Source organism: Pseudomonas sp. 01L34, assembly GCF_056400265.1.
The window spans coordinates 123,224-147,756 of the sequence record NZ_JBFTSX010000008.1 but is presented as its reverse complement, the minus strand read 5'-3'; the positions used below and the strand labels follow the sequence as shown (position 1 = coordinate 147,756).

Annotated in this window: 22 protein-coding genes; 11 read left to right on the top strand and 11 right to left on the bottom strand. The window is 60.1% G+C overall.

Going from position 1 to position 24,533, the window contains the following annotated elements; all coding sequences use genetic code 11:
- Nucleotides 1-21 precede the first annotated feature (21 nt).
- The 3 genes from AC1DQM_RS24350 to AC1DQM_RS24340 form a co-directional block, all read right to left on the bottom strand.
- Nucleotides 22-984, bottom strand: a complete 963-nt coding sequence (locus tag AC1DQM_RS24350; protein ID WP_018925793.1) for an alpha/beta fold hydrolase — start codon at nucleotides 982-984, stop codon at nucleotides 22-24.
- Complete coding sequence (ypfJ, locus tag AC1DQM_RS24345; protein ID WP_477746968.1) at nucleotides 984-1,877, bottom strand: KPN_02809 family neutral zinc metallopeptidase; 894 nt, start codon at nucleotides 1,875-1,877, stop codon at nucleotides 984-986. The genes AC1DQM_RS24350 and ypfJ overlap by 1 nt, the downstream gene beginning before the upstream one ends.
- Nucleotides 1,878-2,072: 195 nt before the next feature.
- A complete protein-coding gene (locus tag AC1DQM_RS24340; protein ID WP_477746967.1) occupies nucleotides 2,073-3,785 on the bottom strand; it encodes an FAD-dependent oxidoreductase in 1,713 nt (570 codons plus the stop codon).
- 172 nt (nucleotides 3,786-3,957) lie between these two features.
- Here AC1DQM_RS24340 and AC1DQM_RS24335 point away from each other — a divergent pair, with 172 nt between their 5' ends.
- The 4 genes from AC1DQM_RS24335 to AC1DQM_RS24320 all read left to right on the top strand — a co-directional run bounded on the left by AC1DQM_RS24335 (nucleotide 3,958) and on the right by AC1DQM_RS24320 (nucleotide 7,750).
- Nucleotides 3,958-4,734 carry an IclR family transcriptional regulator gene (locus tag AC1DQM_RS24335; protein WP_018925796.1) on the top strand — a complete coding sequence of 259 codons (777 nt, stop codon included), beginning with the start codon at nucleotides 3,958-3,960 and terminating at the stop codon, nucleotides 4,732-4,734.
- Between the two features lie 145 nt (nucleotides 4,735-4,879).
- Nucleotides 4,880-5,935: a Gfo/Idh/MocA family protein gene (locus tag AC1DQM_RS24330; RefSeq protein WP_064620539.1), complete on the top strand. Its 1,056-nt coding sequence runs from the start codon at nucleotides 4,880-4,882 to the stop codon at nucleotides 5,933-5,935.
- 2 nt (nucleotides 5,936-5,937) lie between these two features.
- Nucleotides 5,938-6,753: a sugar phosphate isomerase/epimerase family protein gene (locus AC1DQM_RS24325; protein WP_477746966.1), complete on the top strand. Its 816-nt coding sequence runs from the start codon at nucleotides 5,938-5,940 to the stop codon at nucleotides 6,751-6,753.
- Between the two features lie 118 nt (nucleotides 6,754-6,871).
- Nucleotides 6,872-7,750 carry a DMT family transporter gene (locus AC1DQM_RS24320; protein ID WP_018925799.1) on the top strand — a complete coding sequence of 293 codons (879 nt, stop codon included), beginning with the start codon at nucleotides 6,872-6,874 and terminating at the stop codon, nucleotides 7,748-7,750.
- A gap of 6 nt (nucleotides 7,751-7,756) precedes the next feature.
- Here AC1DQM_RS24320 and AC1DQM_RS24315 read toward each other — a convergent pair whose 3' ends face one another.
- Nucleotides 7,757-9,379 (bottom strand): methyl-accepting chemotaxis protein, encoded by a 1,623-nt coding sequence (locus tag AC1DQM_RS24315; protein WP_477746965.1) that lies wholly within the window; start codon nucleotides 9,377-9,379, stop codon nucleotides 7,757-7,759.
- 95 nt (nucleotides 9,380-9,474) lie between these two features.
- A complete protein-coding gene (locus tag AC1DQM_RS24310) occupies nucleotides 9,475-10,812 on the bottom strand; it encodes an MFS transporter (RefSeq protein ID WP_477746964.1) in 1,338 nt (445 codons plus the stop codon).
- A 490-nt stretch (nucleotides 10,813-11,302) separates the two neighbouring features.
- On the opposite strand from AC1DQM_RS24310, the gene quiC reads away from it, so the two are divergent.
- The gene (quiC, locus tag AC1DQM_RS24305) at nucleotides 11,303-13,204 is read left to right on the top strand and encodes a 3-dehydroshikimate dehydratase QuiC (RefSeq protein WP_477746963.1); all 1,902 of its coding nucleotides are present in this window, start codon (nucleotides 11,303-11,305) and stop codon (nucleotides 13,202-13,204) included.
- A gap of 103 nt (nucleotides 13,205-13,307) precedes the next feature.
- A complete protein-coding gene (locus AC1DQM_RS24300) occupies nucleotides 13,308-13,985 on the top strand; it encodes a TetR/AcrR family transcriptional regulator (RefSeq protein WP_018925803.1) in 678 nt (225 codons plus the stop codon).
- A 109-nt stretch (nucleotides 13,986-14,094) separates the two neighbouring features.
- On the opposite strand, the gene AC1DQM_RS24295 is transcribed toward AC1DQM_RS24300, so the two are convergent.
- From AC1DQM_RS24295 to AC1DQM_RS24285, 3 genes are all read right to left on the bottom strand, one after another.
- The gene (locus AC1DQM_RS24295) at nucleotides 14,095-14,949 is read right to left on the bottom strand and encodes a shikimate dehydrogenase (protein WP_019581304.1); all 855 of its coding nucleotides are present in this window, start codon (nucleotides 14,947-14,949) and stop codon (nucleotides 14,095-14,097) included.
- A gap of 5 nt (nucleotides 14,950-14,954) precedes the next feature.
- Nucleotides 14,955-15,395, bottom strand: a complete 441-nt coding sequence (gene aroQ, locus AC1DQM_RS24290; RefSeq protein WP_007937291.1) for a type II 3-dehydroquinate dehydratase — start codon at nucleotides 15,393-15,395, stop codon at nucleotides 14,955-14,957.
- Between the two features lie 130 nt (nucleotides 15,396-15,525).
- Nucleotides 15,526-16,437 carry a LysR family transcriptional regulator gene (locus AC1DQM_RS24285; protein WP_477746962.1) on the bottom strand — a complete coding sequence of 304 codons (912 nt, stop codon included), beginning with the start codon at nucleotides 16,435-16,437 and terminating at the stop codon, nucleotides 15,526-15,528.
- Nucleotides 16,438-16,722: 285 nt separating this feature from the next.
- On the opposite strand from AC1DQM_RS24285, the gene AC1DQM_RS24280 reads away from it, so the two are divergent.
- Together AC1DQM_RS24280 and AC1DQM_RS24275 are read left to right on the top strand one after the other, a co-directional pair.
- On the top strand, nucleotides 16,723-17,151 hold the full coding sequence (locus AC1DQM_RS24280; RefSeq protein WP_026346000.1) for a hypothetical protein: 429 nt from the start codon (nucleotides 16,723-16,725) through the stop codon (nucleotides 17,149-17,151).
- Nucleotides 17,148-17,594 carry a DUF2442 domain-containing protein gene (locus AC1DQM_RS24275; protein WP_018925807.1) on the top strand — a complete coding sequence of 149 codons (447 nt, stop codon included), beginning with the start codon at nucleotides 17,148-17,150 and terminating at the stop codon, nucleotides 17,592-17,594. The genes AC1DQM_RS24280 and AC1DQM_RS24275 overlap by 4 nt, the downstream gene beginning before the upstream one ends.
- Nucleotides 17,595-17,646: 52 nt before the next feature.
- On the opposite strand, the gene trmA is transcribed toward AC1DQM_RS24275, so the two are convergent.
- Both trmA and AC1DQM_RS24265 read right to left on the bottom strand, forming a co-directional pair.
- Complete coding sequence (trmA, locus tag AC1DQM_RS24270) at nucleotides 17,647-18,726, bottom strand: tRNA (uridine(54)-C5)-methyltransferase TrmA (protein ID WP_064620515.1); 1,080 nt, start codon at nucleotides 18,724-18,726, stop codon at nucleotides 17,647-17,649.
- Entirely contained in the window at nucleotides 18,723-20,018 is a 1,296-nt protein-coding gene (locus AC1DQM_RS24265; protein WP_018925809.1) for an NCS2 family permease, read from the bottom strand. The genes trmA and AC1DQM_RS24265 overlap by 4 nt, the downstream gene beginning before the upstream one ends.
- A 235-nt stretch (nucleotides 20,019-20,253) precedes the next feature.
- On the opposite strand from AC1DQM_RS24265, the gene AC1DQM_RS24260 reads away from it, so the two are divergent.
- Nucleotides 20,254-20,700 carry a DUF4879 domain-containing protein gene (locus AC1DQM_RS24260; protein ID WP_167331177.1) on the top strand — a complete coding sequence of 149 codons (447 nt, stop codon included), beginning with the start codon at nucleotides 20,254-20,256 and terminating at the stop codon, nucleotides 20,698-20,700.
- Between the two features lie 67 nt (nucleotides 20,701-20,767).
- Nucleotides 20,768-21,319, top strand: a complete 552-nt coding sequence (locus tag AC1DQM_RS24255) for a DJ-1 family glyoxalase III (RefSeq protein WP_477746961.1) — start codon at nucleotides 20,768-20,770, stop codon at nucleotides 21,317-21,319.
- A 9-nt stretch (nucleotides 21,320-21,328) separates the two neighbouring features.
- Here AC1DQM_RS24255 and AC1DQM_RS24250 read toward each other — a convergent pair whose 3' ends face one another.
- The gene (locus AC1DQM_RS24250; RefSeq protein WP_019650936.1) at nucleotides 21,329-22,567 is read right to left on the bottom strand and encodes an MFS transporter; all 1,239 of its coding nucleotides are present in this window, start codon (nucleotides 22,565-22,567) and stop codon (nucleotides 21,329-21,331) included.
- Nucleotides 22,568-23,093: 526 nt separating this feature from the next.
- Here AC1DQM_RS24250 and AC1DQM_RS24245 point away from each other — a divergent pair.
- On the top strand, nucleotides 23,094-24,533 hold the full coding sequence (locus tag AC1DQM_RS24245; RefSeq protein ID WP_477746960.1) for a cytochrome ubiquinol oxidase subunit I: 1,440 nt from the start codon (nucleotides 23,094-23,096) through the stop codon (nucleotides 24,531-24,533).

Below are 24,533 nucleotides of genomic sequence, written 5' to 3'. Positions count from 1 at the left end.
TCCGATCAGACGCCCCAAAACTCACTGCCCGAACAACGCCTTCTGCCCCTCGGGCGAGGTAAACATCCCGTCCCCATTGTGCCCGACGCCGGGCACTTCGATCAGCTGCTGACTCAGCCCTTGAGGATGGCGCCGTTTCAGATAATTGAAATAATTGCGCCCGCGAATCAAACGAGAAGCGCCCTGGGCTTTGGCTTCGCAACTTTTATCCAGTGCCGGGTGATTCGGGTCGATGTCCTGCTGCCCGAGCAAATAAACGATGTCGCGTTTGACGTAGTTTTCTTCCAGCTGCGCAGGCGTTTGCCCATTGGCATAGGCGGGCAAGTCCGCCAGCCCATACTTCCAGCGATTGAAGTTCGGACACCCCGCGTGACTGAACGCCACTGGCCGTTGCTCATTGAAATAGGCATACGACGAAGGATTGGCGATCACATAACGCACCTTCACCCCCGCTGTGTCGAGGGCTGGCTGAGGGTGGCTCAACATGGCGTAACGCTGAACTACCTGAGCGCCGCCCGAGTGACCGGCAATGACGATTTGCTTCACGTCCGGAAACTGTCGCCGATCACCCAGGCGAGCGATGATTTCGTCGAGCGCCGCGTAGGAGCTCAGCGTAAACGGCGCGGTGGATAACCCGCCGGCCATCCAGTCATTGCCGTGCCAGCGTAAAACGCTGTCAGGCACCGGGTGGCTCGCGATGTCGGTTTCATTGAGAAACTGTGGGGCGAGCACCAGGGTGTTATCGCTTTGCCCGGCTTGCTGGGCCGCGTGCTCGGCGCTCTGGCGGTAGGTTTCAGCGTTGCGCAAACGACCATGAATGATGATCAGCACTCGTTCGATATTCTTCGCCGGTGTCGGGCCGATGCCCACCGCGATTTCGCCGGCGCTCAACAGCAGGCGCCCGGAACTGATCTCCTTGACCCCCTGCTCGGCAGCCTGGGCGCTTGTGCAGGTGATCAACAGAGCTAACAACCACTTGTGCATTACAGATTCTTCGCGGCAAAGGTATCGCACTGGCCAACCTGGCCTTGTGCAAATCCGGCTTTGAACCAGCGCACCCTTTGCGCTGACGTACCATGAGTGAACGAGTCCGGTACCACGCGGCCCTGACCTTGCTGCTGCAAGCGGTCATCGCCGATGGCGTTGGCGGCGTTCAAGGCTTCTTCGATGTCACCGGGTTCCAGCCAGTTCAGGCGCTTCTGCGCAATGTTGGCCCAGACCCCGGCCAGGCAATCAGCCTGCAGTTCCTGACGCACCAGCAAACCACCGTCGCCCTCCATTTGCCGGCCCTGCTGCCGGGCGGTCTGAATCTTCGCCGAAACGCCGAGCAAAGTCTGCACGTGGTGTCCGACTTCGTGAGCGATCACGTAGGCCTGGGCGAAATCACCTGCGGCGGAAAAACGCTGGGACATTTCCTGGAAGAAACCCATGTCCAGGTAGACCTTCTGGTCTGCCGGGCAATAGAACGGACCAGTCGCCGATGTCGCCAATCCGCACGCCGAGTTCACCTGATTGCTGAACAGCACCAGGGTCGGGTCTTTATATTGCCGACCGGCCTGCTGGAAAATCTGGCTCCAGGTGTCTTCGGTGTCGCCGAGGATCGAGCGCACGAATTCGGCGTTTTCATCATTGGCCGGCGGTGCCTTGCGGGTGTGGGTGGTGGCCGGAGCCGATTGCTCGCTCATTTGTCCGGTCAATTGACCGAGGATCTGCATCGGGTCCTGGCCGGTGATCCAGCCGATCCCGACGATCAACAGGATCGCCGTCAGGCTCAGGCCCTTGCCCCCGCCGAAGCGCATCCCGCCACCCCCACCGCCGACATCATCGCCACGGGCATCGACCACGTTGTCGCTGCGTCGGCCTTTTTTCCATAGCATGGGGGTGAGTCCTCGTTTGAATATGGTGATGAGTGTTGCTGGTCAGTGAGAGCGGCGCCAGTCCGGTCGTCTGTCTTTTACTGCGCACGGAACATTTCAGACTTGTATTGAACACGGATAGCCCAGCGAATTCCTTCAGGGCGACAGGTTTTTACCGAGTGGGCGAATGCTTGTCTCGAGAATCACTGATCAAACTCACTCTATATCGGCGATATGCCGGGCAGCGATGTAGCCGAAGGTCAGCGCCGGGCCGAGATTGATACCGCCGGTGGGATAGTGCCCGCCCATGATGCTGGCCATGTCGCCGCCCGCTGCATACAACCCGGCGATGGCCTGCCCCGACTCGCCAAGAACCTGGGCATGTTCATTGACCTTGAGCCCGGCGAAGGTGCCAAAGCAGCCAGGCTGAACCTTCACGGCGTAGAACGGGCCTTGTTCAATCGGCGCGACGCACGGGTTGGGTTGCTGCAACGCATCGCCCTGTTTGCGGTTGTAGGGCGTCGAGCCACGACCGAACAACGGATCTTCGCCGTTGCGCGCACACCGGTTGTATTCATCCACCGTGCTGCGCAATCCGTTTGGGTCGATGCCGCAGGCCAGGGCCAATTCCTCGACAGTGTTGCCGGTTTTCAGATAACCGCTGCGGATAAAGGATGACAGCGGCACCGGAAACGGCCGAGAAATTCCCAGGCCATAACGCCGTTGAAAACCATGAGTGCAGATCAGCCAGGAGGCGACTTCTTCGCCCAGCGGTGCGGCGGCGACCATGGCCGTCACGTAGTCGTAGTAGCCGTCGGCTTCGTTGACGAAGCGCCGGCCGTTGCTCAGCACACCGATGATCCCCGGTTTGCCGCGTTCGATGATGTGCGGGAAGTGGCCGATGCTGCCGTCACTGTGCGGCACTTGCGAAACCGGCGCCCAGGCCACGGGCGATGCCATGTCGGTGTTGACCCGTGCACCGGCGCTTTCGCCCAATCGCAAACCATCACCGGCGACGCCGAGAGGCGGCAGCGCCAGGTGTTCGTTGCCGGTTGGTGTGCGGGGGAACAATGCCTTGCGTCGCTCGATATCATTGGCGAAACCTCCGGTCGCGAGCACCACGGCCTTGCGTGCATGGATGCGGATTTTGCCTTTGGCGGTACTGACGATTGCGCCTTGCACCTGATCGCCTTCGCGAAGCAACTCGGTCACCGGTGCCGATTCCCAGAGCAAGACGCCCAGGTCTTCGGCGGACTTTGCCAACCGCGCAACCAGCGCCACGCCGTTGACCAGTTGCATCGCCCGGCCATGAACAATGAGGTCGAACAAGTGCCGGGTGAAGCGCCGGGTCACGTGCCATGCAGCGGGCAAAGAGCGCGTCAGGTTGAGAAATGCGCTCAGGTCCGCCCCCGCCATGATCGGCATGCCCATGAACGAAGTTTCCCGCATGGTTTTGCGAAGGCGCTTGAGTAGCTTGCCGACTTTTCGCCCGTCATAAGGTGCAGCGATCACCGACCGTCCACCGGTGCCGGCTCCCGGCGTGTCGCCATGAATGTCGGCGATGGCGTTGCCATCGGCGAATTGCAGGGCAGTGTGTTGCTCGAAGAACGCGACCATTCGCGGGCCAGCCTCAAGGAACGCGTCGATCATCGCCGGATCGTAACGCTCACCCAATTCGTGCTTCAGGTAAGTGCGCGGTTGCTCGACGTCTTCAACGATGCCGGCACGACGCGCCAGGGGATTGCACGGCACCCAGGCCCATCCGCCGGACCACGCCGTGGCGCCGCCGAACACCGGGTCTTTCTCGACCACGATCACTTTCAAGCCATGCCAGGCTGCGGTTACAGCTGCGGACAATCCGGCCGCACCGGAGCCGACGATCAGCACATCGCATTCGATGTCCGCAAGGAGGGGAGAGTCGGCAGGCATCGTTTAAAAGCTCCAGGTTGTTTTTGGAATTTGATTCCAGAAAATATAAAGGCTTGATTGATCCCGGCAACCATTCACTGCGTAAAGAGGGCGGTTATCGGACAGCGGGTTCCAGATTTCGCATTACGTGGTTTGTCTTTTAGAATCGGCAAAATTTCGAGTGGAACCCCCCATGGCCGGCAGTCAGATCGAACGTGTTTTCAGCGTGCTGGAAAGCCTCACCAGTGACCCTCGCGGCCTGCCGATGCAGACGTTGGCGGAGCAACTGGACATCCCCAAAAGCGCGACCCACCGTCTGCTCACCGAGCTGATTCGGCTGGGTTACGTGCGACAGAATCCGGAGAACCTGCGCTATCACCTGTCGACCAAACTGGTGGCGATGGGTTTCCGTTACCTGTCGAGCAGCGGCGCCGATATCGTGCAGCCGGTGCTCGATCGCCTGGCCGAGGAAACCGGTGAGCTGGTGCGCCTTGGCGTTATTGAAGGCGAGCGCCAGGTCTGGATCGCCAAGTCTCAGGGTGCCCGCTCGGGCCTGCGCTACGACCCGGACATGGGCCGTGATGCGCCCTTGTTCTACACCGCGTCGGGCCATGCATGGCTGGCGTGCATGAGCGATGCCGAAGCGTTGTCGCTGGTGGAGCGTCAGGGGAGCGAACGGCCGAAAGACCTGGGGCCGAACGCGCCGCGTTCCAACATTGAGTTACTGGAGCGCCTGCGTCTGGCGCGAGAGCAGGGCTACGCCTGGGTCGAAGAGAGTTCGGCAGTGGGCACCTCGGCGATTGCGGCGGTGGTGCGCCACCCAGGCGACGGTCGAGTGATCGGTGTGCTGAGCATTGCCGGGCCAAGCGCGCGGATGCCGGGGGCACGGTTGCATGAACTGGCGCCGCTGTTGTTGAAGTTCACTGAGGAGCTGTCTGCCGCAAGCCTGGCTTCGGAGTTGTTCGTCTAATTCTGCCCGCACAAACCCATATGTGGGCTATGCGAATCTGTGCGTTGTTCGAACACAAGTTGCCGTTACTCCTGTAAGAATCTGGAACCAGGTTCTAAATTATTGGAATTCATCCCTCCGACAATAATCACAAGAGGACCGCAGCATGACTTCGCCCCTTCGCATCGCCCTGATCGGTGCCGGCAACATGGGCCAGCAGCATTACCGGCATCTGCAAACCCTGACACAAGCGACGTTGTGTGCGGTGGCCGATCCCGGCCCACAAGCGGCAGGCCTCGCAGGCGAATGGGGCGTGGGGTATTTCGCGGATCACCGTCAGATGCTGGAGCAGGCGAAGCCAGACGCGGTGATCGTCGCCAACCCGAACACGCTCCACGTCAGCACGGCGCTCGATTGCCTCGCCGCCGGCGTGCCGGTGCTACTGGAAAAACCGGTGGGTGTGCACCTGGATGAAGCGCGCGAACTGGTGGCCGCGTCAAAAGCCACCGGAGTTCCCGTGCTGGTCGGCCACCATCGCCGGCACAATCCGTTGATCGTCCGCGCCCATGAACTGGTGCAGGGTGGCGCTTTGGGGCAGCTGACGACGGTGACGGCGCTCTGGCAGTTGCGCAAACCCGACAGCTATTTCGAAACGTCGTGGCGCCGCGAGCCCGGTGCGGGGATGTTGTTGACCAACCTGATTCACGACCTCGACCTGCTGCGGCATCTGTGCGGCGAAGTGCGCCAGGTGCAGGCAATCACCAGCAATGCGGTGCGCGGATTTGCCAACGAAGATTGCGCGGCGGTGCTGCTGCAATTCGACAACGGCGCACTGGGCAGCCTGACCGGTTCCGACGCGGTGGCGGCGCCCTGGAGTTGGGAGCTGGGTTCCGGGGAGAATCCGGCCTATCCGCGCCAGGCCGATCAGCCCTGTTACTTGCTGGCCGGGACGGGCGGTGCATTGAGCATTCCGCAGCTCAAGCGCTGGCACTACGCCGACGTCGATGGCGGATGGCATCAACCGTTGCTGGCGGAACAGGAACGCTTCAGCGTCGATGAAGCATTGCGTTTGCAGTTGCAACACTTCGTGCGCGTGGCGCGTCGGGAAGTCGAACCCTTGGTGAGCGCGGCCGATGCTGCGCGCACCCTGGCGCTGGTTGAGGCGATTCGCGAGGCCGCCGAAACCGGTCGTGCCTGCACCCCGATGTCAATCGAGGGATGAGCATGAGTGAGCGGATCTTTTCCCTGGCCAGCCTGACGGTGTTGGAGCTGTCTCCGCCGGAGATGGTCGAAGTCGCAGCACGGGCCGGATACAGCCATGTCGGACTACGCCTTGAACCGGCGACAGCCGAAGAACATCACTTTGCGCTGGTAGCGGATGTCGGTTTACGGCGTGAGACGCTGGCGCGGCTGCACGACACCGGCATTCGTGTGCTGGATGTTGAAATCCTGCGTCTTAAGCCGCAAACCATCGTCGCCGACTTCGAGAAGATTCTGGCGGTCGGGGCGCAATTGGGTGCCAGTGAATTGCTGGTGGCCGGTAACGATCCCGACGAACAACGACTCACCGAGAACTTCGCCCGGCTGTGTGATCTGGCGGCACCTTACGGGCTGCATCCGCATCTGGAGTTCATGCCATGGACCGATGCACGCAATCTCAAACAAGCGGTGCGCGTCGTCGAAAACGCTGACCGTGAAAACGGCGCGGTGTTGGTGGACGCGTTCCATTTCGACCGTTCGGGTTCGCGGTTGGAAGATCTGGCCAAAGTTGCCCCGTCACGGTTACGGTACACGCAGTTATGCGATGTTGCGGGGCCACGGCCAACGGACATGGCGGAGATTTTGCGTCAGGCGCGTAACGAGCGGCGTTTTCCGGGCGATGGTGATTGTGATCTGGCGGGGTTGTTGCAGTGTTTGCCGGCCGATATCCCGTTAAGCCTGGAGATTCCCACCGTGAAGTTGCTGGAGCAGGGCGTGAGCGGGTTGCAGCGGGCGCAGATGGCGTTGGATAAGACTCGGGAATTGTTGGCGCGGCGGTAAGCGGTGCTGCGCACCTATCGCGGGCAAGCCACGCTCTCACAGGTTATCCAGTGTTCATGCAGGAACGAGGCTTGCCCGCGAAGCTTTTGATTTTTGATGCAAAAAAAAAGGATCGCTAATGACCATCAGCACCCCGCTCTCCGGTGTAAACCAACCCTTCAAAGGGATTCTGCTGATCGTTGTCGCGACCTTTCTGTTTTCCAGTCACGACGCCTTGTCGAAGTATCTATCGGGGTTTTATCCGATCGTCATGGTGGTCTGGGCCCGCTATGTGGTTCACACCTTGCTGATGGCCGGGATTTTCCTGCCGCAATCGGGGTTGCGCGTCCTGCGCACCAAACGTCCGTTGCTGCAGTTGTTCAGGGCGTTGTGCCTGTTGGGCACCAGTTTGTTTTTCACCACCGGTTTGCAGTACATCCCGTTGGCCGAAGCCACGGCGGTCAACTTTCTCGCTCCGGTTCTGGTCACCGCGTTGTCGGTGCCACTGCTGCGTGAACGGGTCACCCGTGGCCAATGGATCGCGGTGATTTGCGGATTTGTCGGCGTATTGATCATCGTCCATCCCGGCGGGGATCTGTTCACGCCAGCAGTCTTGCTGCCACTCTGCTCGGCGCTGTTTTTCTGCTTCTATCAATTGCTCACCCGCAAGCTCAGTGAAGTCGACAGCCCGACCACCAGTAACTTCTTCGCCGGCCTGTGCAACACCCTGGTGATGAGCGCATTGGTGCCGTTTTTCTGGAAAGTGCCAAGCCTTGGGCATGGATTGATGATGGTTGCACTGGGCGCCTGCGGGATGACGGCGCACCTGTTTCTGACCCAGGCGTTCCGCCATGCCGCCCCCGCGCTGCTGGCACCGTTCGGCTATTGCCAGATTGTCTTTGCCGGTTTGCTGGGCTGGTTGCTGTTTTCTCACACGCCGACCCTGACCACGGTGGTCGGGATCGCGGTGATTTGCTGCAGCGGGTTGGCGGCGGCGTGGCAACAAAGCCGCCGCTGAACCCGGTCAAAATTTGAAACGCACCACCAGGTTTTGCAGGCCCGCCGCCAGTCGCGACAACTCCTGGCTGGTGGCGCTGGTCCGGGTTGCGGCGTCGGCGCTTTCCAGCGACAGGTCGCGGATGTTCAGCAGATTACGATCCACCTCACGGGCCACCTGCGCCTGTTCTTCCGAGGCGCTGGCGATCACCAGGTTACGTTCATGGATCTGCTCCATCGCCCGGGTGATTTCTGCCAGTGCCAGCCCGGCCTGTTCAGCAATCGACAAGGTTTCGGCGACACGCTGACTGTTGTCGTGCATCGACATCACCACACCGTTGGTATCGCCCTGAACTCGGCCGATGATCTGTTCGATCTCCCGGGTTGATTGCTGAGTGCGATGCGCCAGCGCCCGAACTTCATCGGCCACCACCGCGAAACCACGCCCGGCTTCCCCGGCTCGCGCAGCCTCGATGGCGGCATTGAGCGCGAGCAGGTTGGTCTGTTCGGCGATGGCGCGGATCACATCCAGCACCTTGCCGATTTCCCGGGACTGCTCGGCCAGGGTCTGAACCTGTTGCAGTGCGGTGCCCGCATTGCTGCTCATCGCCTGAATCGAATCCAGTGTTTCAATCACCCGTGCCTGGCCCTGATTGGCTTGCTGTGTGGACTGTCTGGTGCTGTCGGAAGTCGACACCGCGTTGCGTGCCACTTCTTCCACCGCGACGGTCATTTCGTTGACGGCCGTGGCGGCCTGTTCGATTTCATTGTGCTGCTGTTGCAGCCGACTGGAATCCTGCTGAGTGCTCTGATTCATCTGCTGGGCGGCGGCCGCCAGTTGGGTCGACGTGCCGCTGATCAGTTGCAGGGTTTCCCGCAGGCTGGTCTGCATGGCCGACAGGGCCTTGAGCAAGCGTGCGGTTTCATCGGCGCCGTGGCTGCGGATCGGTTGGCTCAGGTCACCGGCGGCCACTTGCTCGGCCACTTCGACCGCCTGACGGATCGGCATGACGATGCTGCGAATCAACAGCCAGGCCAGGCATAGGGTCAGGAGCGCAACCGCGATCAGCGCACCGATCACGGTGATTTTTACCTGGTTGTAGAGCGAGTCGGCCTGGTTCGCCGAGAGGCTGACTTCGTTGGCGGAAAGCGCCATCAATTCGGCGAACTGGTCACCGGTCTGGGTCGAGTAGTCCTGGATTTTGCCATTGAGCAACGCGGTCATTTCTTCGCTGCGGTTCTCCCGCGACAGCGCTTCGTATTGCGCCAGCGCCTGGCGGTAACTGGTGACGGTGGTGACGAACTTTTCGTACGGCCCCCGGTTGTAATCACCGACCAGCGGAGTGAATTTTTCCAGCGTCTCTGCAAGCCAGCCCTGCACTTGGTGCAGGCGTGTGACGGTGGCATCGAGCACCTTTGGATCGCGGTTGAGCGCCATGCGCAGGCTGAGCACGCGAATACTCAGGATGTAGTCGCGGATTTCACCCAGGTGGCGAATGCTGGGCAGGGAGACGTTTTCAGTGTGCTGGCCGGTGGCGCGAACCTGCGCGACCTGTTTAAGGGCGAACAGCCCCTGCAACAGGACCAGCAGGGCGATGACGCCGAAGCTGATCACGGCACGTTTGGCGATGCTCAAGTTACCTGGCGACATGGTGTGCCTCTGTGGCTGTGAGAAAAAAGGTGAAATGGATAAATCGCGGCCATAAAAAAACGCAGGCCCGGGATCAGGCCTGCGTTTGCGGTGTATCAATCTTTTACGGTCGGAATCTTGCGCGGTGCCATGAAGTACATCCAGGTCAGCGCGATGAAGTACATCGCCGGAATGATGGTGAACAACACGGTGTAGTTGTTGTTGGTGATGGTCAGAATGTGGCCGACCAACTGGGTCATGAACATCCCGCCGATCGCCGCGCACATGCCGCCGAAGCCGAACACCGTACTCATCATGTGTTTAGGCGTGTAGTCCATCACCAGGCTCCAGATGTTCGCGGTCCAGGCCTGGTGCGCGCCGATGGCCAGGGAGATGGCGAACACCGCGAGCCACAGGCTGCTCGAACCGGCGGCCATGACCACGCCGATGATGCAGCAGGCGAACAGGAACATGGACATCAGTCGGGCCTTGATCGGGTTGATCCCGCGACCGATCAGGAACGAAGACAGGATCCCGCCGCCGACGCTGCCGAAGTCAGCCGTGAGGTAGATGATGATCAGCGGAATACCCATCTGGGTCACGTTGATCCCCAGGTTGTATTGCTGATTGAGGAACGGCGGCAGCCAGTACAGGTAGAACCAGAACACCGGCGCGGTGATCGAGTAGGCGAGGGCGAAGGCCCAGGTGCCACGCATGCGCAGGATTCGCGAGAACGGTACGCGGGATTGTTCCGGTTCGACTTCCTTCTGGATGTAGTCCAGTTCCGATTGTTTAACGCTCGGGTGATCTTCCGGGTTGAAGTACTTCAGGCCCCAGAACAGCAACCAGATGCCGCCCAGCGCCGCCATGCACAGGAACGCGGCTTGCCAGCCCCAGGCGTGAAGAATCAGTGGCAGCAGCATCGGTGTGAACATCGCACCGACGTTGGTCCCGGCGTTGAAAATACCGGTGGCCACGGCGCGCTCGCCAGCTGGGAACCACAATCGGGTGGTTTTCACGCAGGCCGGGTAGTTGGCGGCTTCAGTCAGGCCGAGAATGAACCGGCAGACCATGAAGCCCGCCGCCGAAGTGGCCAGGCCATGAGCGCCGGTGGCCAGGCTCCAGAGCAGTACCGCGAAGAAGAACACGCGCTTCACGCCGACCCGGTCGATCAACCGGCCTTGCAGCACGAAACCGACGGCATAGCCGACCTGAAACCAGAAGTTGATGTTGGCGTAGTCCATCGCCGTCCAGCTCAGTTCCTTGGCCAGGATCGGCTGCATGACGCCCAGGGCGGCGCGGTCGATGTAGTTCAGGGTGGTGGCGAAAAATACCAGCGCCAGCATTCCCCAGCGGGTTTTGCCGACGGCCATGGCGCTGCGGATTTTGTCGCCGATGCCGCCAGTGGCGACGCTTTGGGCCGAAGCCACGCGAGAGCTTTGAGAAGGAAACATGTGTGTGCCATCCGTTCAATGACTGACAAGCGAGGCTTGTCGGGACTTCAAGGGCGCGTGATCAATCGATGGCGACGGGCGCGGGTGAGATTGATCGGCTGAGGTGTTTTCGTCAGGCGACGACAACGTTTTATTCAGCGAGCGGCGCAGTTCGGCCGAGTGGGCGCAAGGTTCGGATGGACACCAGGTCTGGCGTGAGATCGGTGGAGCAAGCAAACAAGGCGTTGAATGAGCGCATGAGCGTGTACCCGTTTTTTGAAATTTTTATGTGGTGTTCAGGGTCTTTGGTAACCGAGTCCATGGGGTCGTGACCGGACTCAATGTGGTGTCGATGGTGCGCAGTGGACGAAAAATCGTCAATTCGCCAACCGCCATTGTGTTCGATAATCGCCCGCAAAACTAACCGGGTAGTACACTTTGAATTGCTGTGCGGATTCGTCAAGCCAATAATTTGCCCAACAAGAATGTCCCCACCACCGGGAGTCGACACATGCAGCGTTCCATTGCCACCGTTTCCTTGAGCGGTACCCTGCCGGAAAAACTAGAAGCCATCGCCGCCGCCGGATTTGACGGGGTGGAAATTTTCGAGAACGACCTTCTCTACTACGACGGCAGCCCACGGGAAATCAGGCAGATGTGCGCTGATCTCGGGATCGCGATCACACTGTTCCAACCCTTTCGGGATTTCGAAGGTTGCCGCCGCGATCGCCTGCCGCGCAATCTGGAGCGGGCCGAGCGCAAGTTCGATTTGATGCAAGAGCTGGGCACCGACCTGGTGCTGGTATGCAGCAACGCCTCGGCCGACTCCATCGGCGATCAGCAGATCCTGGTCGACGACTTGCGCCTGCTCGCCGAACGGGCCGGCGCTCGTGGTTTGCGGATCGGTTACGAAGCGCTGGCCTGGGGCCGCCACGTGAACACGTACCAACAGGTGTGGAACATCGTTCGCCAGGCCGATCATCCGAACCTCGGCGTGTTGCTGGACAGTTTCCATACGCTGTCGCTCAAGGGCGACCCGACGGCGATCGCCGAGATTCCCGGTGACAAGATCTTCTTCGTGCAAATGGCCGATGCACCGATCCTGGCCATGGACGTGCTGGAGTGGAGCCGGCATTTCCGTTGTTTCCCCGGCCAGGGCGAGTTCGATCTGCCGGGGTTCCTCGCGCCGATCATCAAGAGCGGCTATACAGGCCCGCTGTCGCTGGAGATCTTCAACGACGGTTTCCGCGCCGCGCCACCCCGGGCCAACGCCGCCGACGGCTTGCGTTCGTTGCTGTACCTGGAAGAGAAAACCCGCCAGCGTCTGGAGCAGGAAGCCACGCCTGTGGCCAATCGCGACATTCTGTTCGATACCCCAGGCGCCAGCGAATACAACGGCATCGAGTTTCTTGAGTTCGCCGTGGATGAAAGCCTCGGCGCGAAGTTGTCCCATTGGCTGGAGCGGCTGGGTTTCGTCAAGGCCGGGCAACACCGTTCCAAGAGTGTCAGCCTGTTGCGTCAGGGCGATATCAACCTGATCCTCAACTCCGAACCTTATTCCTTCGCCCACAGTTTTTTCGAGGCCCATGGGCCATCGCTGTGCGCCACCGCCGTGCGGGTCAAGGACAGCGCCAGTGCGTTGGCCCGAGCCGTGGCTTACAAAGGCCAGCCGTATCGCGGGCTGGTAGGCCCCAATGAGCTGGAACTCGCCGCCGTGCGTGCGCCGGACGGCAGTCTGATTTACCTGGTAGACCAGGACGCCGACGTCTATGGCACCGACTTCAATCTGCAACCGGCGGCCGTGGCCAGCGGTGGCCTCAAGCGCATCGACCACATGGCCATGGCACTGCCCGCCGACAGCCTCGACAGCTGGGTGTTGTTCTATAAAAGCCTGCTGGATTTCGAAGCCGACGATGAAGTGGTGCTGCCCGACCCGTATGGTCTGGTGAAGAGCCGTGCCTTGCGCAGCCGTTGCAGTTCGATCCGCCTGCCGCTGAACATTTCCGAGAATCGCAACACCGCGATCTCACACGCGTTGTCGAGTTATCGCGGTTCCGGCGTGCATCACATCGCTTTCGATTGCGACGACATCTTTGCCGAAGTCAGCCGTGCCAAGGAGGCGGGCGTGCCGCTGCTGGATATCCCGCTCAACTACTACGATGACCTCGCCGCACGCTTCGATTTCGACGATGAATTCCTCAGCGAGCTAGCGTATTTCAACGTCCTCTACGACCGTGATGCCCAGGGTGGCGAGCTGTTTCACGTGTACACCGAGCCGTTCGAAGGGCGGTTTTTCTTTGAAATCATCCAGCGCAAAAACGGCTATGCGGGGTACGGCGCGGCCAACGTAGCCGTGCGACTGGCGGCCATGGCCAAATCCCGAAGTGGTGGCGTACGTCAGACAAAGTTGTAGGAAAATCGTAAACACGGGTACAAAACCGCTGCCGCGTGGCTTCCTTCACTGTGCGCAGCGGCCCATAATCGCCTACTTGTGCAGTGATGGCCGTGAGCCCGCAATGACAATAATTTCAAAACTCTCCGTAGCGCCCGAAAAGCCAATTGCCGAGCCTCGCAAGAGTCGCAAGAACAACCCGGAAAAAACCCGCGAGAACATCCTTCAAGAGGCTATTGTCGAGTTCGTCCAGCAGGGGCTTTCCGGTGCGCGCGTCGATGCGATTGCCGAGCGCATCCACACCTCCAAACGCATGATCTATTACTACTTCGGCAGTAAGGAACAGCTCTATGTCGAGGTGCTGGAAAAACTCTACGGAGATATCCGCAGCACCGAAAGTCGCTTGCACCTGGCCGAGCTGGCGCCGGTGGAGGCGATTCGGCGCTTGGTGGAATTCACCTTCGACCACCATGATCGCAACGTTGATTTCGTGCGTATCGTCTGCATCGAGAACATTCACAACGCCGAGTATGTGAAGCGCTCCGATGCGATCAAGGCGATGAACAACACCATCCTCGATTCACTGGGCGAGATTTTGCGTCGCGGGGCCGCAGAGGGAGTATTCCGCGCCGGCCTCGATCCGCTGGATGTGCACCTGCTGATCAGTTCGTTTTGCTTCTATCGCGTGTCGAACCGTCATACCTTCGGTGAGATCTTTCAGATCGACTTGCCGGACGAAAGTATCAAGCAGCGTCATCGGGAGATGATCTGTGAGTCGGTGTTGCGGTATCTGCAGGCCTGATTTGCAGGGTCCTTAAAAGATCGCAGCCTCGTTTCACTCGACAGCTCCTACAAGTACCCATACCCCTGTAGGAGCTGTCGAGTGAAACGAGGCTGCGATCTTTTGCATTTCAACCATTCATGCTTTGAAAATGCGCCAGCATCCGCTGGGCATCCGGCACCACGCCGCTGAATAATTCAAACGCCTTCACCGCCTGAAACACCGCCATGTTGCCGCCGTCCAGGGTTCGGCAACCCAGCGCGCGAGCATTGCGTAGCAGTTCCGTTTCCAGCGGGAAGTAAACGATCTCCGCCACCCACAACTGCGGCCGAAGCAGTTCTACCGGCACCGGCATGCCAGGCAGCTTTTTCATGCCCATGGGCGTGGTATTCACCAGTCCATCAGCCTGACCCAGCGTCCCCGGCAAGTCATGACCGGCCACGGCGCGGCCAAAACCGAAATGCTGATTGAGGTTGTCCGCCAAAGACTGAGCCCGGCTGTGATCCACATCGAAAATGCTCAGCAGTTGTACGCCTTCGCTCAATAACGCGTGGGCCACCGCTGCGCCTGCGCCACCGGCGCCCATTTGCACCACTCGTTCACGGGCAACGTCCTGCAGGCCGCGACGAAACCCTTCGGCGAAGCCCAGGCAATCGGTGTTGTGGCCGATGCGTTTCCCGTCCTTCAACACCACCGTGTTCACCGCGCCAATGCCGCGGGCTTCCGGAGACAATTCGTCGAGCAACGGGATGATTGTCTGCTTGCACGGGAAGGTGATGTTCAGCCCGGTGAAATTCATCCGCTCGGCGGCCATCAGCAGGTCGGGCAGGGCGCCGCTGTCGAGTTTCAGCTGATCCAGGTCGATCAGTCGATACAGGTAGCGCAGACCCTGCGCATCGCCTTCGTGCTCGTGCAGCGCCGGAGTGCGGGAAGCCTGAATGCCGGCGCCGATCAGCCCGGCCAATACCACGGTGTTCTGTGTCATCACGCTTAACCTTTCAAACGTTGGCTGAAATGCTCCAGCGCCAAACGATAGCCGTGGCTGCCGAAACCGCACATCACCGCCGTGGCGATGGACGAGACAAAGGAGTGATGCCGGAAGGGTTCGCGGGCATGGACGTTGGACAGGTGCACTTCGATCACGGGCAGTTCGCTGGCGACCAGCGCATCGCGAATGGCGACCGAGGTGTGGGTCCAGGCAGCCGGATTGATGACGATCCCGGCGCAGCGGCCACGGGCGGCATGAATCCAGTCGAGCAGTTCGCCTTCATGGTTGGTCTGGCGAAACTCCACCTTCAGGCCGAACTCCTCGGCGGCGCGACCGCACAGCGCTGAAATATCCGCCAGGGTTTCGTGGCCATAAGTCGCCGGTTCACGGGTACCGAGCAGGTTCAGGTTCGGGCCGTTGAGCACCAGAACGATAGGGGACATCGGGTCTCTCCACTTATTATTGTTGGCATTGGCCGAGGGTCTCAGCCTGTGGAGATAAATTGTACTAACTGGTTAATAAGGTCAATTGAAGAGGCGCCGGCCCTGGATTATCTGTGCGGTGATCGAACATTCAGCGCGGAAGATGCTCAACCAGAAAATCGATAAACGCCCTGAGCCGCAACGGCACATGGCGGCTTTGCGGATACAGCAACGTGAAGGGGCGGGAGCGCCCGCCATAGGGCTTGAGCACTTCCACCAGCGAGCCATCCGCCAGTTCGTTTTCGACGATGAAGCGATAGGTTTGAAACAGCCCGGCGCCGTGTTTCGCCAGCGTCACGCCGCCCAATACATCATCGGAACAGCAGTAATTACCTTCGGCCAAAATCTCCAGCGGCACGCCGTTATCGTTGAACAGCCAGGCAATCCGCCGCCCGCTGCTGGGTAGCTCGAACTGGATGCATTCGTGGTGCGCCAGGTCGTCCAGGGTTTGTGGCATGCCGGCACGCTTCAGATAGTCAGGGCTGGCGATCATCACCAGCGCGGCGTCTTCCAGTGGCCGGGCAATCAGCCCGGAGTCGGGAATCGCCCGCACACGGATGGCCATGTCATAGCCTTCGCCGACGAAATCGATGTTGCGATTGCTGATGTGCACCTCGACTTTCACGGCGGGAAAACTCGCCCGAAACGCCGGCAGCAGCGGCAGGATGCGGTGGTGAGCATAGGTGGTGGGAATGCTGATACGCAAGGTGCCGGAGGGTTCCTGCTGTTGACCCATGACTTCGCGCTGAGCCTCGACCAGTTGCGCAAGGGCCAGGCGACACTCCTCAAAATAGCGCCGGCCACTGTCGGTCAGCTTGACGCTGCGGGTGGTACGCGCGAACAGCCGCACACCCAGACGTTCTTCCATCCGCGACACCGAGCGGCTGACCGCGGCCGGGGTCACACCCGCCACCAGGGCCGCGGCGGTAAAGCTGCCCGCTTCGGCGGCCAGGCAAAACAGTTCGATGCTGCCGAGCTGAAGATCGTCGAAATGTCGCTGCATGATTGATTACACCAAGAATCAAATGGGATGCCTGAGGTGGTATTTATCAAATGCAGGCGTACAAATACAGGATTCGTTTCAACCACCAGCGTCGTTGAGTTCATCACCGGCCAGATATTGGCAGTGAAAGGATTGCTTACTCTTTTTTGCCCTGATTGGCAGGGGACGGTCGACCTGAAACGCTAGGCTCAAACGTGGTCAGCTGATCGAACGGTTAGCGCCAGTTATCGGATTTTTCAAGGAATGGCGAATCTTCGGATTCTATAACCTAACGGATGGGTTAGCATGAATGTATGCCGCTACAAGGGATTGTCACTGGTAGTCATGTTGCGTGATGAGCATTGCCCGCCACATGTTCACGTCGATGGAGGCACATGGAGCGCACGCTTTCGGTTCAGCTTCTGGCACAACGGCGTAGAGCTCTGGGATGTCATTCCTCATTCGCATCGACCTCCTCTGGCCATGCTGGAGGGGTTACGCCAGGCGCTCAGGCAACCTGCCCATTTGCGGCGAGCCCGTGGCATCTGGTGGAGCAAATTGCAGACGGCCTGCCTCGACAATCAGTTATGGGATTGGCAGGGCAATGAAGTGGTCGTGATGAAGAGGGTTGCCAGCACGACATACATGATTGGTTCGGCTCGCTATGAGCCTGAAGGAAACAAGACCTTATTGACGCTGATGGGAGCACCGGAGGGCGTGGAGATCGAATTATGAAAACGATAAGTGCAAAAATGCAGGTAGATCACCCTGTGACCGAAGGCGTTTTGGACGAAGCGATAGAGAGTGGCGAGTTACGCCGTCGCAGTGGATTGAATGCAACGACGGTGATCTTTCTCGATCCATGTCTCGCCGTCGGTTTCGAGGATGGCAGCGGTGTGTTGTTGCCAGTAAAAAACTATCCAGAGTTCGATGGTTTTGAGACCGAGGATTTCGCCGGTTTGAAAATCGGTTTCGCCGGAGCCGCGCTTTTTCATGAAGACAAGGATCTGCAGGTCTCCATCGCCGGGTTGATTTCGGCGAGCAAACCGCTGATGGATATGGCGGCCTCGGTGGTCGCCTCGCGCAATGGCCGTCAGAGCAGCACCGCCAAAGCCGAGGCAGCTCGGGCCAACGGCAAGAAGGGCGGTCGCCCACGCAAGGTCGATGCGGCTCTTTGATCGCCCACAAAAAAGCCGTCCCGAGGACGGCTGATCTGTGTAACGGTTGCAATCAACGACGGGTCAACAACACTCCGGATTCCATGTGATGGGTCCACGGGAACTGGTCGAACATCGCGCATTGAGTAATGCGGTGAGTGTCGTTTAGTTGGGCGATGTTGGCCGCGAGGGTTTCCGGGTTGCAGGAGATGTAGAGGATGTTGTCGAAGCGCCGGGTCAGTTCGCAAGTATCCGGGTCCATGCCGGCGCGGGGCGGATCGACGAACACGCTACCGAACTCGTAGCTCTTGAGGTCGATGCCGTGCAGGCGACGGAACGGGCGAACTTCGTTCAGGGCTTCGGTCAATTCTTCGGCAGACAAACGCACCAGCGTGACGTTATCCACCGCGTTTTCGCTCAGGTTGCTGAGCGCTGCGTTGACCGAGGTCTTGCTGATTTCGGTGGCCAGCACTTTGCGCACGCGCGTAGCGAGCGGCAAAGTGAAGTTGCCGTTGCCGCAATACAGCTCCAGCAAGTCGTCGGAACGATCGCCAAGGGCGTCATACGCCCAGTTGAGCATCTTCTGGTTCACCGTGCCGTTGGGTTGGGTGAACGCGCCTTCCGGCTGGCGATAGCTGAAGGTGCGGCCGCCGACTTCAAGTTGCTCGACCACGTAATCGTGACCGATCACTTCGCGTTTGCCCTTGGAGCGACCGATGATGCTGACGTTCAGGTCGGCTGCCAGCTTCGACGCCGCCGCGTGCCAGTGCTCGTCCAGCGGGCGGTGGTAGCACAGGGTGATCATCGCATCGCCGGCCAGCGTGGTCAGGAACTCCACTTGGAACAGTTTGTGGCTCAGGGCTGCACTCGCTTGCCACGCCGCCTTGAGCTGCGGCATCAACTGGTTGATGCGCAGGCTTGCGATCGGGAACTCTTCGATCAGGATCGGCGTGCGTTTGTCTTCCTGGGAAAACATTGCGTAGTGGCGCTCGCCGGCTTCACGCCACAGGCGGAATTCGGCACGCAGGCGGAAGTTTTTCAGCGGCGAATCGAACACCGCAGGCTCGGGCGCACCGAACGGGGCCAGCAGATCACGCAGGCGCGTGACCTTTTCTTCGAGCTGAACGGCGTAGGCCTGGGAATCAAAAGTCATGCGTTGAACCAACCTAACTTGATCACGAACAGAATCGACAGAACCACCAACGCCGAGTTCAGCTCACGGCCACGGCCGGACAGCAACTTGATGGCGGTCCAGGAAATGAATCCGAACGCGATGCCGTTGGCGATGGAGTAAGTGAATGGCATAGCCAGCGCGGTGACTACCACTGGCGCGGCAACGGTGATGTCGTCCCAGTCTATTTCCGCCAGCCCCGAGGTCATCAATACGGCGACGAACAGCAAGGCAGGTGCGGTGGCGAAGGCCGGTACGCTGGCGGCCAGTGGTGCGAAGAACAGCGCCAGCAGGAACAGAATCGCCACCACGACGGCGGTCAGGCCGGTGCGGCCACCGGCACTCACGCCGGCTGCGGATTCGATATAGCTGGTGGTAGTCGAGGTGCCCAGCAACGAGCCGGCCATGGCCGCGGTGCTGTCGGCGATCAGGGCACGACCCATTTTCGGCATGTGGCCGTCCTTGCCCATCAGGCCGGCGCGCTTGGCGACGCCGATCAGGGTGCCGGAGTTGTCGAACAGATCGACAAAGAGGAACGCGAAGATCACGCTGACCAGACCGATGTCCAGTGCGCCTTTGATGTCCAGTTGCAGGAAGGTCGGTGCCAGCGACGGTGGCATCGACATCACGCCGCCGAACGGGCTGAAGCCCAGCAGGATGGAAACGATGGTCACCGACAGAATGCCGATCAGCACCGCACCGCGCACTTTCAGGGCCTCCAGGGCAACGATCAGGGCAAAGCCCAGGGTTGCGAGGATCGGCGCCGGTTGCTTCAGGTCGCCGAGGCCGACCATGGTCGCCGGGTTGCTGACGACGATGCCGGCGTTGTGCAGGGCGATCAGTGCCAGGAACAGGCCGATGCCGGCGGCAATCGCCGAACGTAGCGCCAACGGGATGCTGTTGATGATCCATTCACGGATGCGGAAGATCGACAGCAGGAAAAACATCACCGCCGAGAGGAACACCGCACCCAGCGCCACTTGCCAGGTGTGGCCCATGTGCAGGACCACGGTGTAGGTGAAGAAGGCGTTCAGGCCCATGCCCGGTGCCAGGGCGATCGGGTAGTTGGCGATCAGGCCCATGGTCGTCGAGCCGATGGCGGCTGCCAGACAGGTGGCGACAAACACCGCGCCTTTGTCCATGCCGGTCTCGCCGAGGATGCTCGGGTTGACGAACAGAATGTAGGCCATGGCCAAAAAGGTCGTGACGCCCGCCAGAATCTCGGTCCGCACGTTGGTGTTGTGTGCCTTGAGTTGAAACAGCCTTTCCAGCATGTCTGCTCCCCGTGGCGCGCCCGGCGCCGTGAATGTATCGACCTCAACAGCAAAGCACAGACCGCCGTAGGCGCCTGGGAATTTTCTGTGGGTCGGAAAAAGCCGCGCATCATACCAGCAGCGTGGAGCCATGGCTGCTTATGGCTGCGATCGTCGTCGATGTTTTGCCAAAAAGGGAACTGCGCCATACTGCGCGCTGTTTTTTTAGGGCAGGGAAGGGCGGAATATGAAGTACATGAGCACGCGCGTGGTTGCCGTATTCACGATGTTGATCGCGTTGTTCCTGGGTGCCCAAACCGCCTCGGCAGCGTCGGCTCCACCACTGAGTCAGGTCAAGGTGCTCAAGGTCGAGTCGCCCAACTGTGGCTTTGAAGATATTGCGGACAAGCAGGAGCAGACCCGTTGCGATCACCAGGGGCCGAACATCAAGGTGTACGTGCTGGAAGTCGGTTACGGTCGCGAAGCCCATGTTGCCCTGGACGGTTTCGAAGTGGATGGCACCCGGACCCCTGTCTGTGCTTTTGATACCGGCAACCTGACCGAGTGCTCAGCCGGGAAAAAAACTGTCGGCTATCTGTACATCTTTAACCTGGCAGGCAAGCAGGACGGCATCTTCACATTCAGCAACACCTCCATCAACGCGCCGGGCAACACGATGTCGACGCAGCTTTACATCAAGTAACGGCCAGGCTCGAACAAGGGGCAGGAAAGCTGACTACGCTTTAAAGATCATTCTCTGGACCGCGCCCATGACCTTTAGAGCCCTGATTACCCTCGCCGAGGGCATCGACGATCTGCAAACCGTGACCCTGATCGATGTTCTGCGCCGCGCCAAGGTTGAAGTGGTGGTGGCCAGTATCGAGTCGCGGCGCATGCTGACCTGCGCTCGCGGCACCCGCCTGACCGCTGATGCGATGCTGGTCGATTTGCTGGCCCAACCCTTCGACTTGATCGTTTTGCCCGGCGGCGCCGTGGGGGCGCAGCATTTGGCGGCCCACCAACCCCTGCAACAATTGATCAAGGACCAGGTCGCCGCCGGGCGCTTGTTCGCCGGCATTGCCGAAGCGCCGGCGCTGGCGCTGCAGACTTTTGGCGTGCTGCGTCAGCGGCGCATGACGTGCCTGCCTTCCGTCAGCCATCAATTGTCGGGCTGCAACTTCGTCGATCAACCGGTGGTGGTCGATGGCAACTGCATCACCGCCCAGGGTTCGGGCGCCGCGCTGGAGTTTGCGCTGACGCTGGTGGAGCAACTCTGCGGCAAAGCCACGCGGTCGGCGGTGGCGGGGGAATTGCTGGCGTAGAAGACGGCTTCAGGCCCTGACCTCTTCCACCGGCACATGCATGCGGTCGCGGTTGGCCAGGGTCGGGAACAGTTTGACCCAGACCCCGGTGACCATCAGTGTGCCGATGCCGCCCATCACCACGGCCGGTACGGTGCCGAACCAGTGGGCCGTCAAGCCAGACTCGAATTCGCCGAGCTGATTCGAAGCACCGATGAACAAGCCATTCACGGCACTGACCCGGCCGCGCATCTCGTCCGGAGTTTCCAGCTGCACGAACGAGGCGCGGATCACCATGCTGATCATGTCTGCCGCGCCTAAAACCACCAACACAGCGAGAGAGAACCAGAACGAAGTCGACAGGCCGAAAGCGATGGTTGCCACGCCGAATACACCCACGGCGGTAAACATCACCCGTCCGACGTTGCGTTCCACGGCAAATCGCGCCAGAAACAGCGACATCAGCAGTGCGCCCACCGCCGGGGCCGAACGTAGCAGGCCCAGACCCCAAGGGCCGGTCAGCAGAATATCTTTGGCGAACACCGGCAGCAGCGCAGTCGCGCCACCCAGCAAGACGGCAAACAGATCCAGGGAAATCGCCCCGAGAATGTCCGGGCGGCTGCGAATGAAGCGGATGCCTGCCAGCAGCGAATCCAGGGTTGCCTTGCCCTTGTTCAACGGTGTCTGCCGAGCCGGTAGGTTAAGCATCAGCGCACAGGCGATGAGGTAGAGGATCACCGTCGGGCCATACACCCAGACGCTGCCGAAGGCGTAAAGCAAACCGCCCAACGCCGGGGCAACGATGGTGGCCGATTGCTGCGCAGATTGCGCCGCAGCAACCGCGCGCGGGAATAAAGCACTGGGCACGATGCTCGGCAGCAAGGCCTGGGTGGTTGGCATCTCGAAGGAGCGGGCGGCGCCGAGCAGGAATGCGAGGATGAAGATCATCTCCCGGGTGACATGGTCCGTCGCGCTGCCGATGGCCAGCGACAGGGCGATCAGCGCTTGCACGGACTGACAGATCGCCGCGACCTTGCGCCGGTCATAGCGATCCGCCACATGCCCGGTGTGCAGCATGAACAACACCCGCGGGGCAAATTCCACCAGACCCACCAGACCCAGATCGAGCACATTGCCGGTCAGTTGATACAGATTCCAGCCGATGGCCACGGTCAGCATTTGAAAACCGCTGGCGGTAAATACCCGAGCCAGCCAGAACGCAATAAAAGGGCGGTGATGACGTAACAGCAGGGGCGCTTGGCTGGGCATCTGAAGGCAAGTCTGGGTGAGGGGAAGGGCGAGATTATCACCAACCTGTAACCAGGAGTTGCGAGCACGGAAAATTTAGTTAGCTAGACACCGATCCCACAGAACATACAAATACCCTGTGGCGAGGGAGCTTGCTCCCGCTGGGATGCGAAGCAGCCCCGAACCTGCTACCCCATACCACAGGCACATCGCGTTACCCGGTTTTACGACTGCTGCGCAGCCGAGCGGGAGCAAGCTCCCTCGCCACAGGGAATTCATTGCAACGCATGACCAAACCCGTGAGGCAACCTGTCACGCGGCAATAGACCACACCGTCCATCGGCAAAAATGCGACTACTCTTTCAACGTTGCTTGATCCAGATCAAGACCCTTCGTGGAAATGATCCGGTGGCCAGATGGCCAGATTCCCTACGTTGTGATGATGGTAGAAAAAGAACGAGTTCAAATTCGCCACACTCCATAACCGTGGGGGCAGTGGGTGCAGGCCGCAAGCCTTCAGCCAGTATTACCTGACAGAGGAAGACTTATGTTCGGTTTGGAGGCACTTGATCTCGCCCGGATTCAGTTCGCGTTCACCATTTCGTTCCACATCCTGTTCCCGGCCATCACCATTGGCCTGGCGAGTTACCTGGCGGTACTCGAAGGCCTGTGGCTGAAGACGCACAACGACACCTACCGCGATCTGTACCATTTCTGGTCGAAGATCTTTGCCGTCAACTTCGGCATGGGCGTGGTGTCCGGCCTGGTCATGGCCTATCAGTTCGGCACCAACTGGAGCCGCTTCTCGGATTTCGCCGGTTCCGTGACCGGGCCGTTGCTGACCTACGAAGTACTCACTGCGTTCTTCCTCGAAGCCGGCTTCCTCGGCGTCATGCTGTTCGGCTGGAACAGGGTCGGGCGCAAGCTGCACTTCTTCGCCACCGTCATGGTCGCCATCGGTACCCTGATCTCGACCTTCTGGATTCTCGCCTCCAACAGCTGGATGCAGACCCCGCAGGGCTACGAAATCGTCAACGGCCAAGTCATTCCAGTGGACTGGCTGGCGATCATTTTCAACCCGTCGTTCCCTTACCGCCTGATGCACATGGCCACGGCGGCGTTCGTCGCTACCGCCTTCTTCGTCGGTTCGTCGGCGGCCTGGCATTTGCTGCGCGGCAAGGACAACCCGGCCATCCGCACCATGCTCTCGATGGCCATGTGGATGGCACTGATCGTGGCGCCGATTCAAGCCGTCATCGGTGACTTCCACGGCCTCAATACCCTCGAGCACCAGCCGGCGAAAATCGCTGCGATTGAAGGTCACTGGGAAAATGTCGGCGATGAGCCGACCCCGTTGATCCTGTTCGGCTGGCCGGACATGAAAGCCGAAAAGACCAAATTCGCGGTCGAGATTCCGTACCTGGGCAGCTTGATCCTGACCCACACCCTGGACAAACAGGTGCCGGCGCTCAAGGAGTTCCCGCCTGAAGACCGGCCGAATTCGACCATCGTGTTCTGGTCGTTCCGGGTCATGGTCGGCCTGGGTTTCCTGATGATCTTCACCGGTTTGTGGAGCCTGTGGCTGCGCAAGCGCGACACGCTGTATACCTCGCGTCCGTTCCTGTATCTGGCACTGTGGATGGGCCCATCCGGCCTGATCGCGATTCTCGCTGGCTGGTTCACCACTGAAATCGGCCGTCAGCCGTGGGTGGTCTACGGCTTGATGCGCACGGCGGATGCGTCCTCCGGGCACAGCTTCGTGCAGGTGAGCATTACCCTGATCATGTTCGTCGTGGTGTATTTCGCGCTGTTCGGTGCCGGTCTTGGCTACATGATGCGCCTGGTGCGCAAAGGGCCGAAGATCGACGAAGGCAAGGAAACCAACGAAGGCGGTCCTGGCCAGAAGCGCACGCCGGCCCGTCCGCTGTCCGCCGCCGACGACAACGGTGACGGCGATCACAACCACAGCCTGACCAAGGAGATTTGA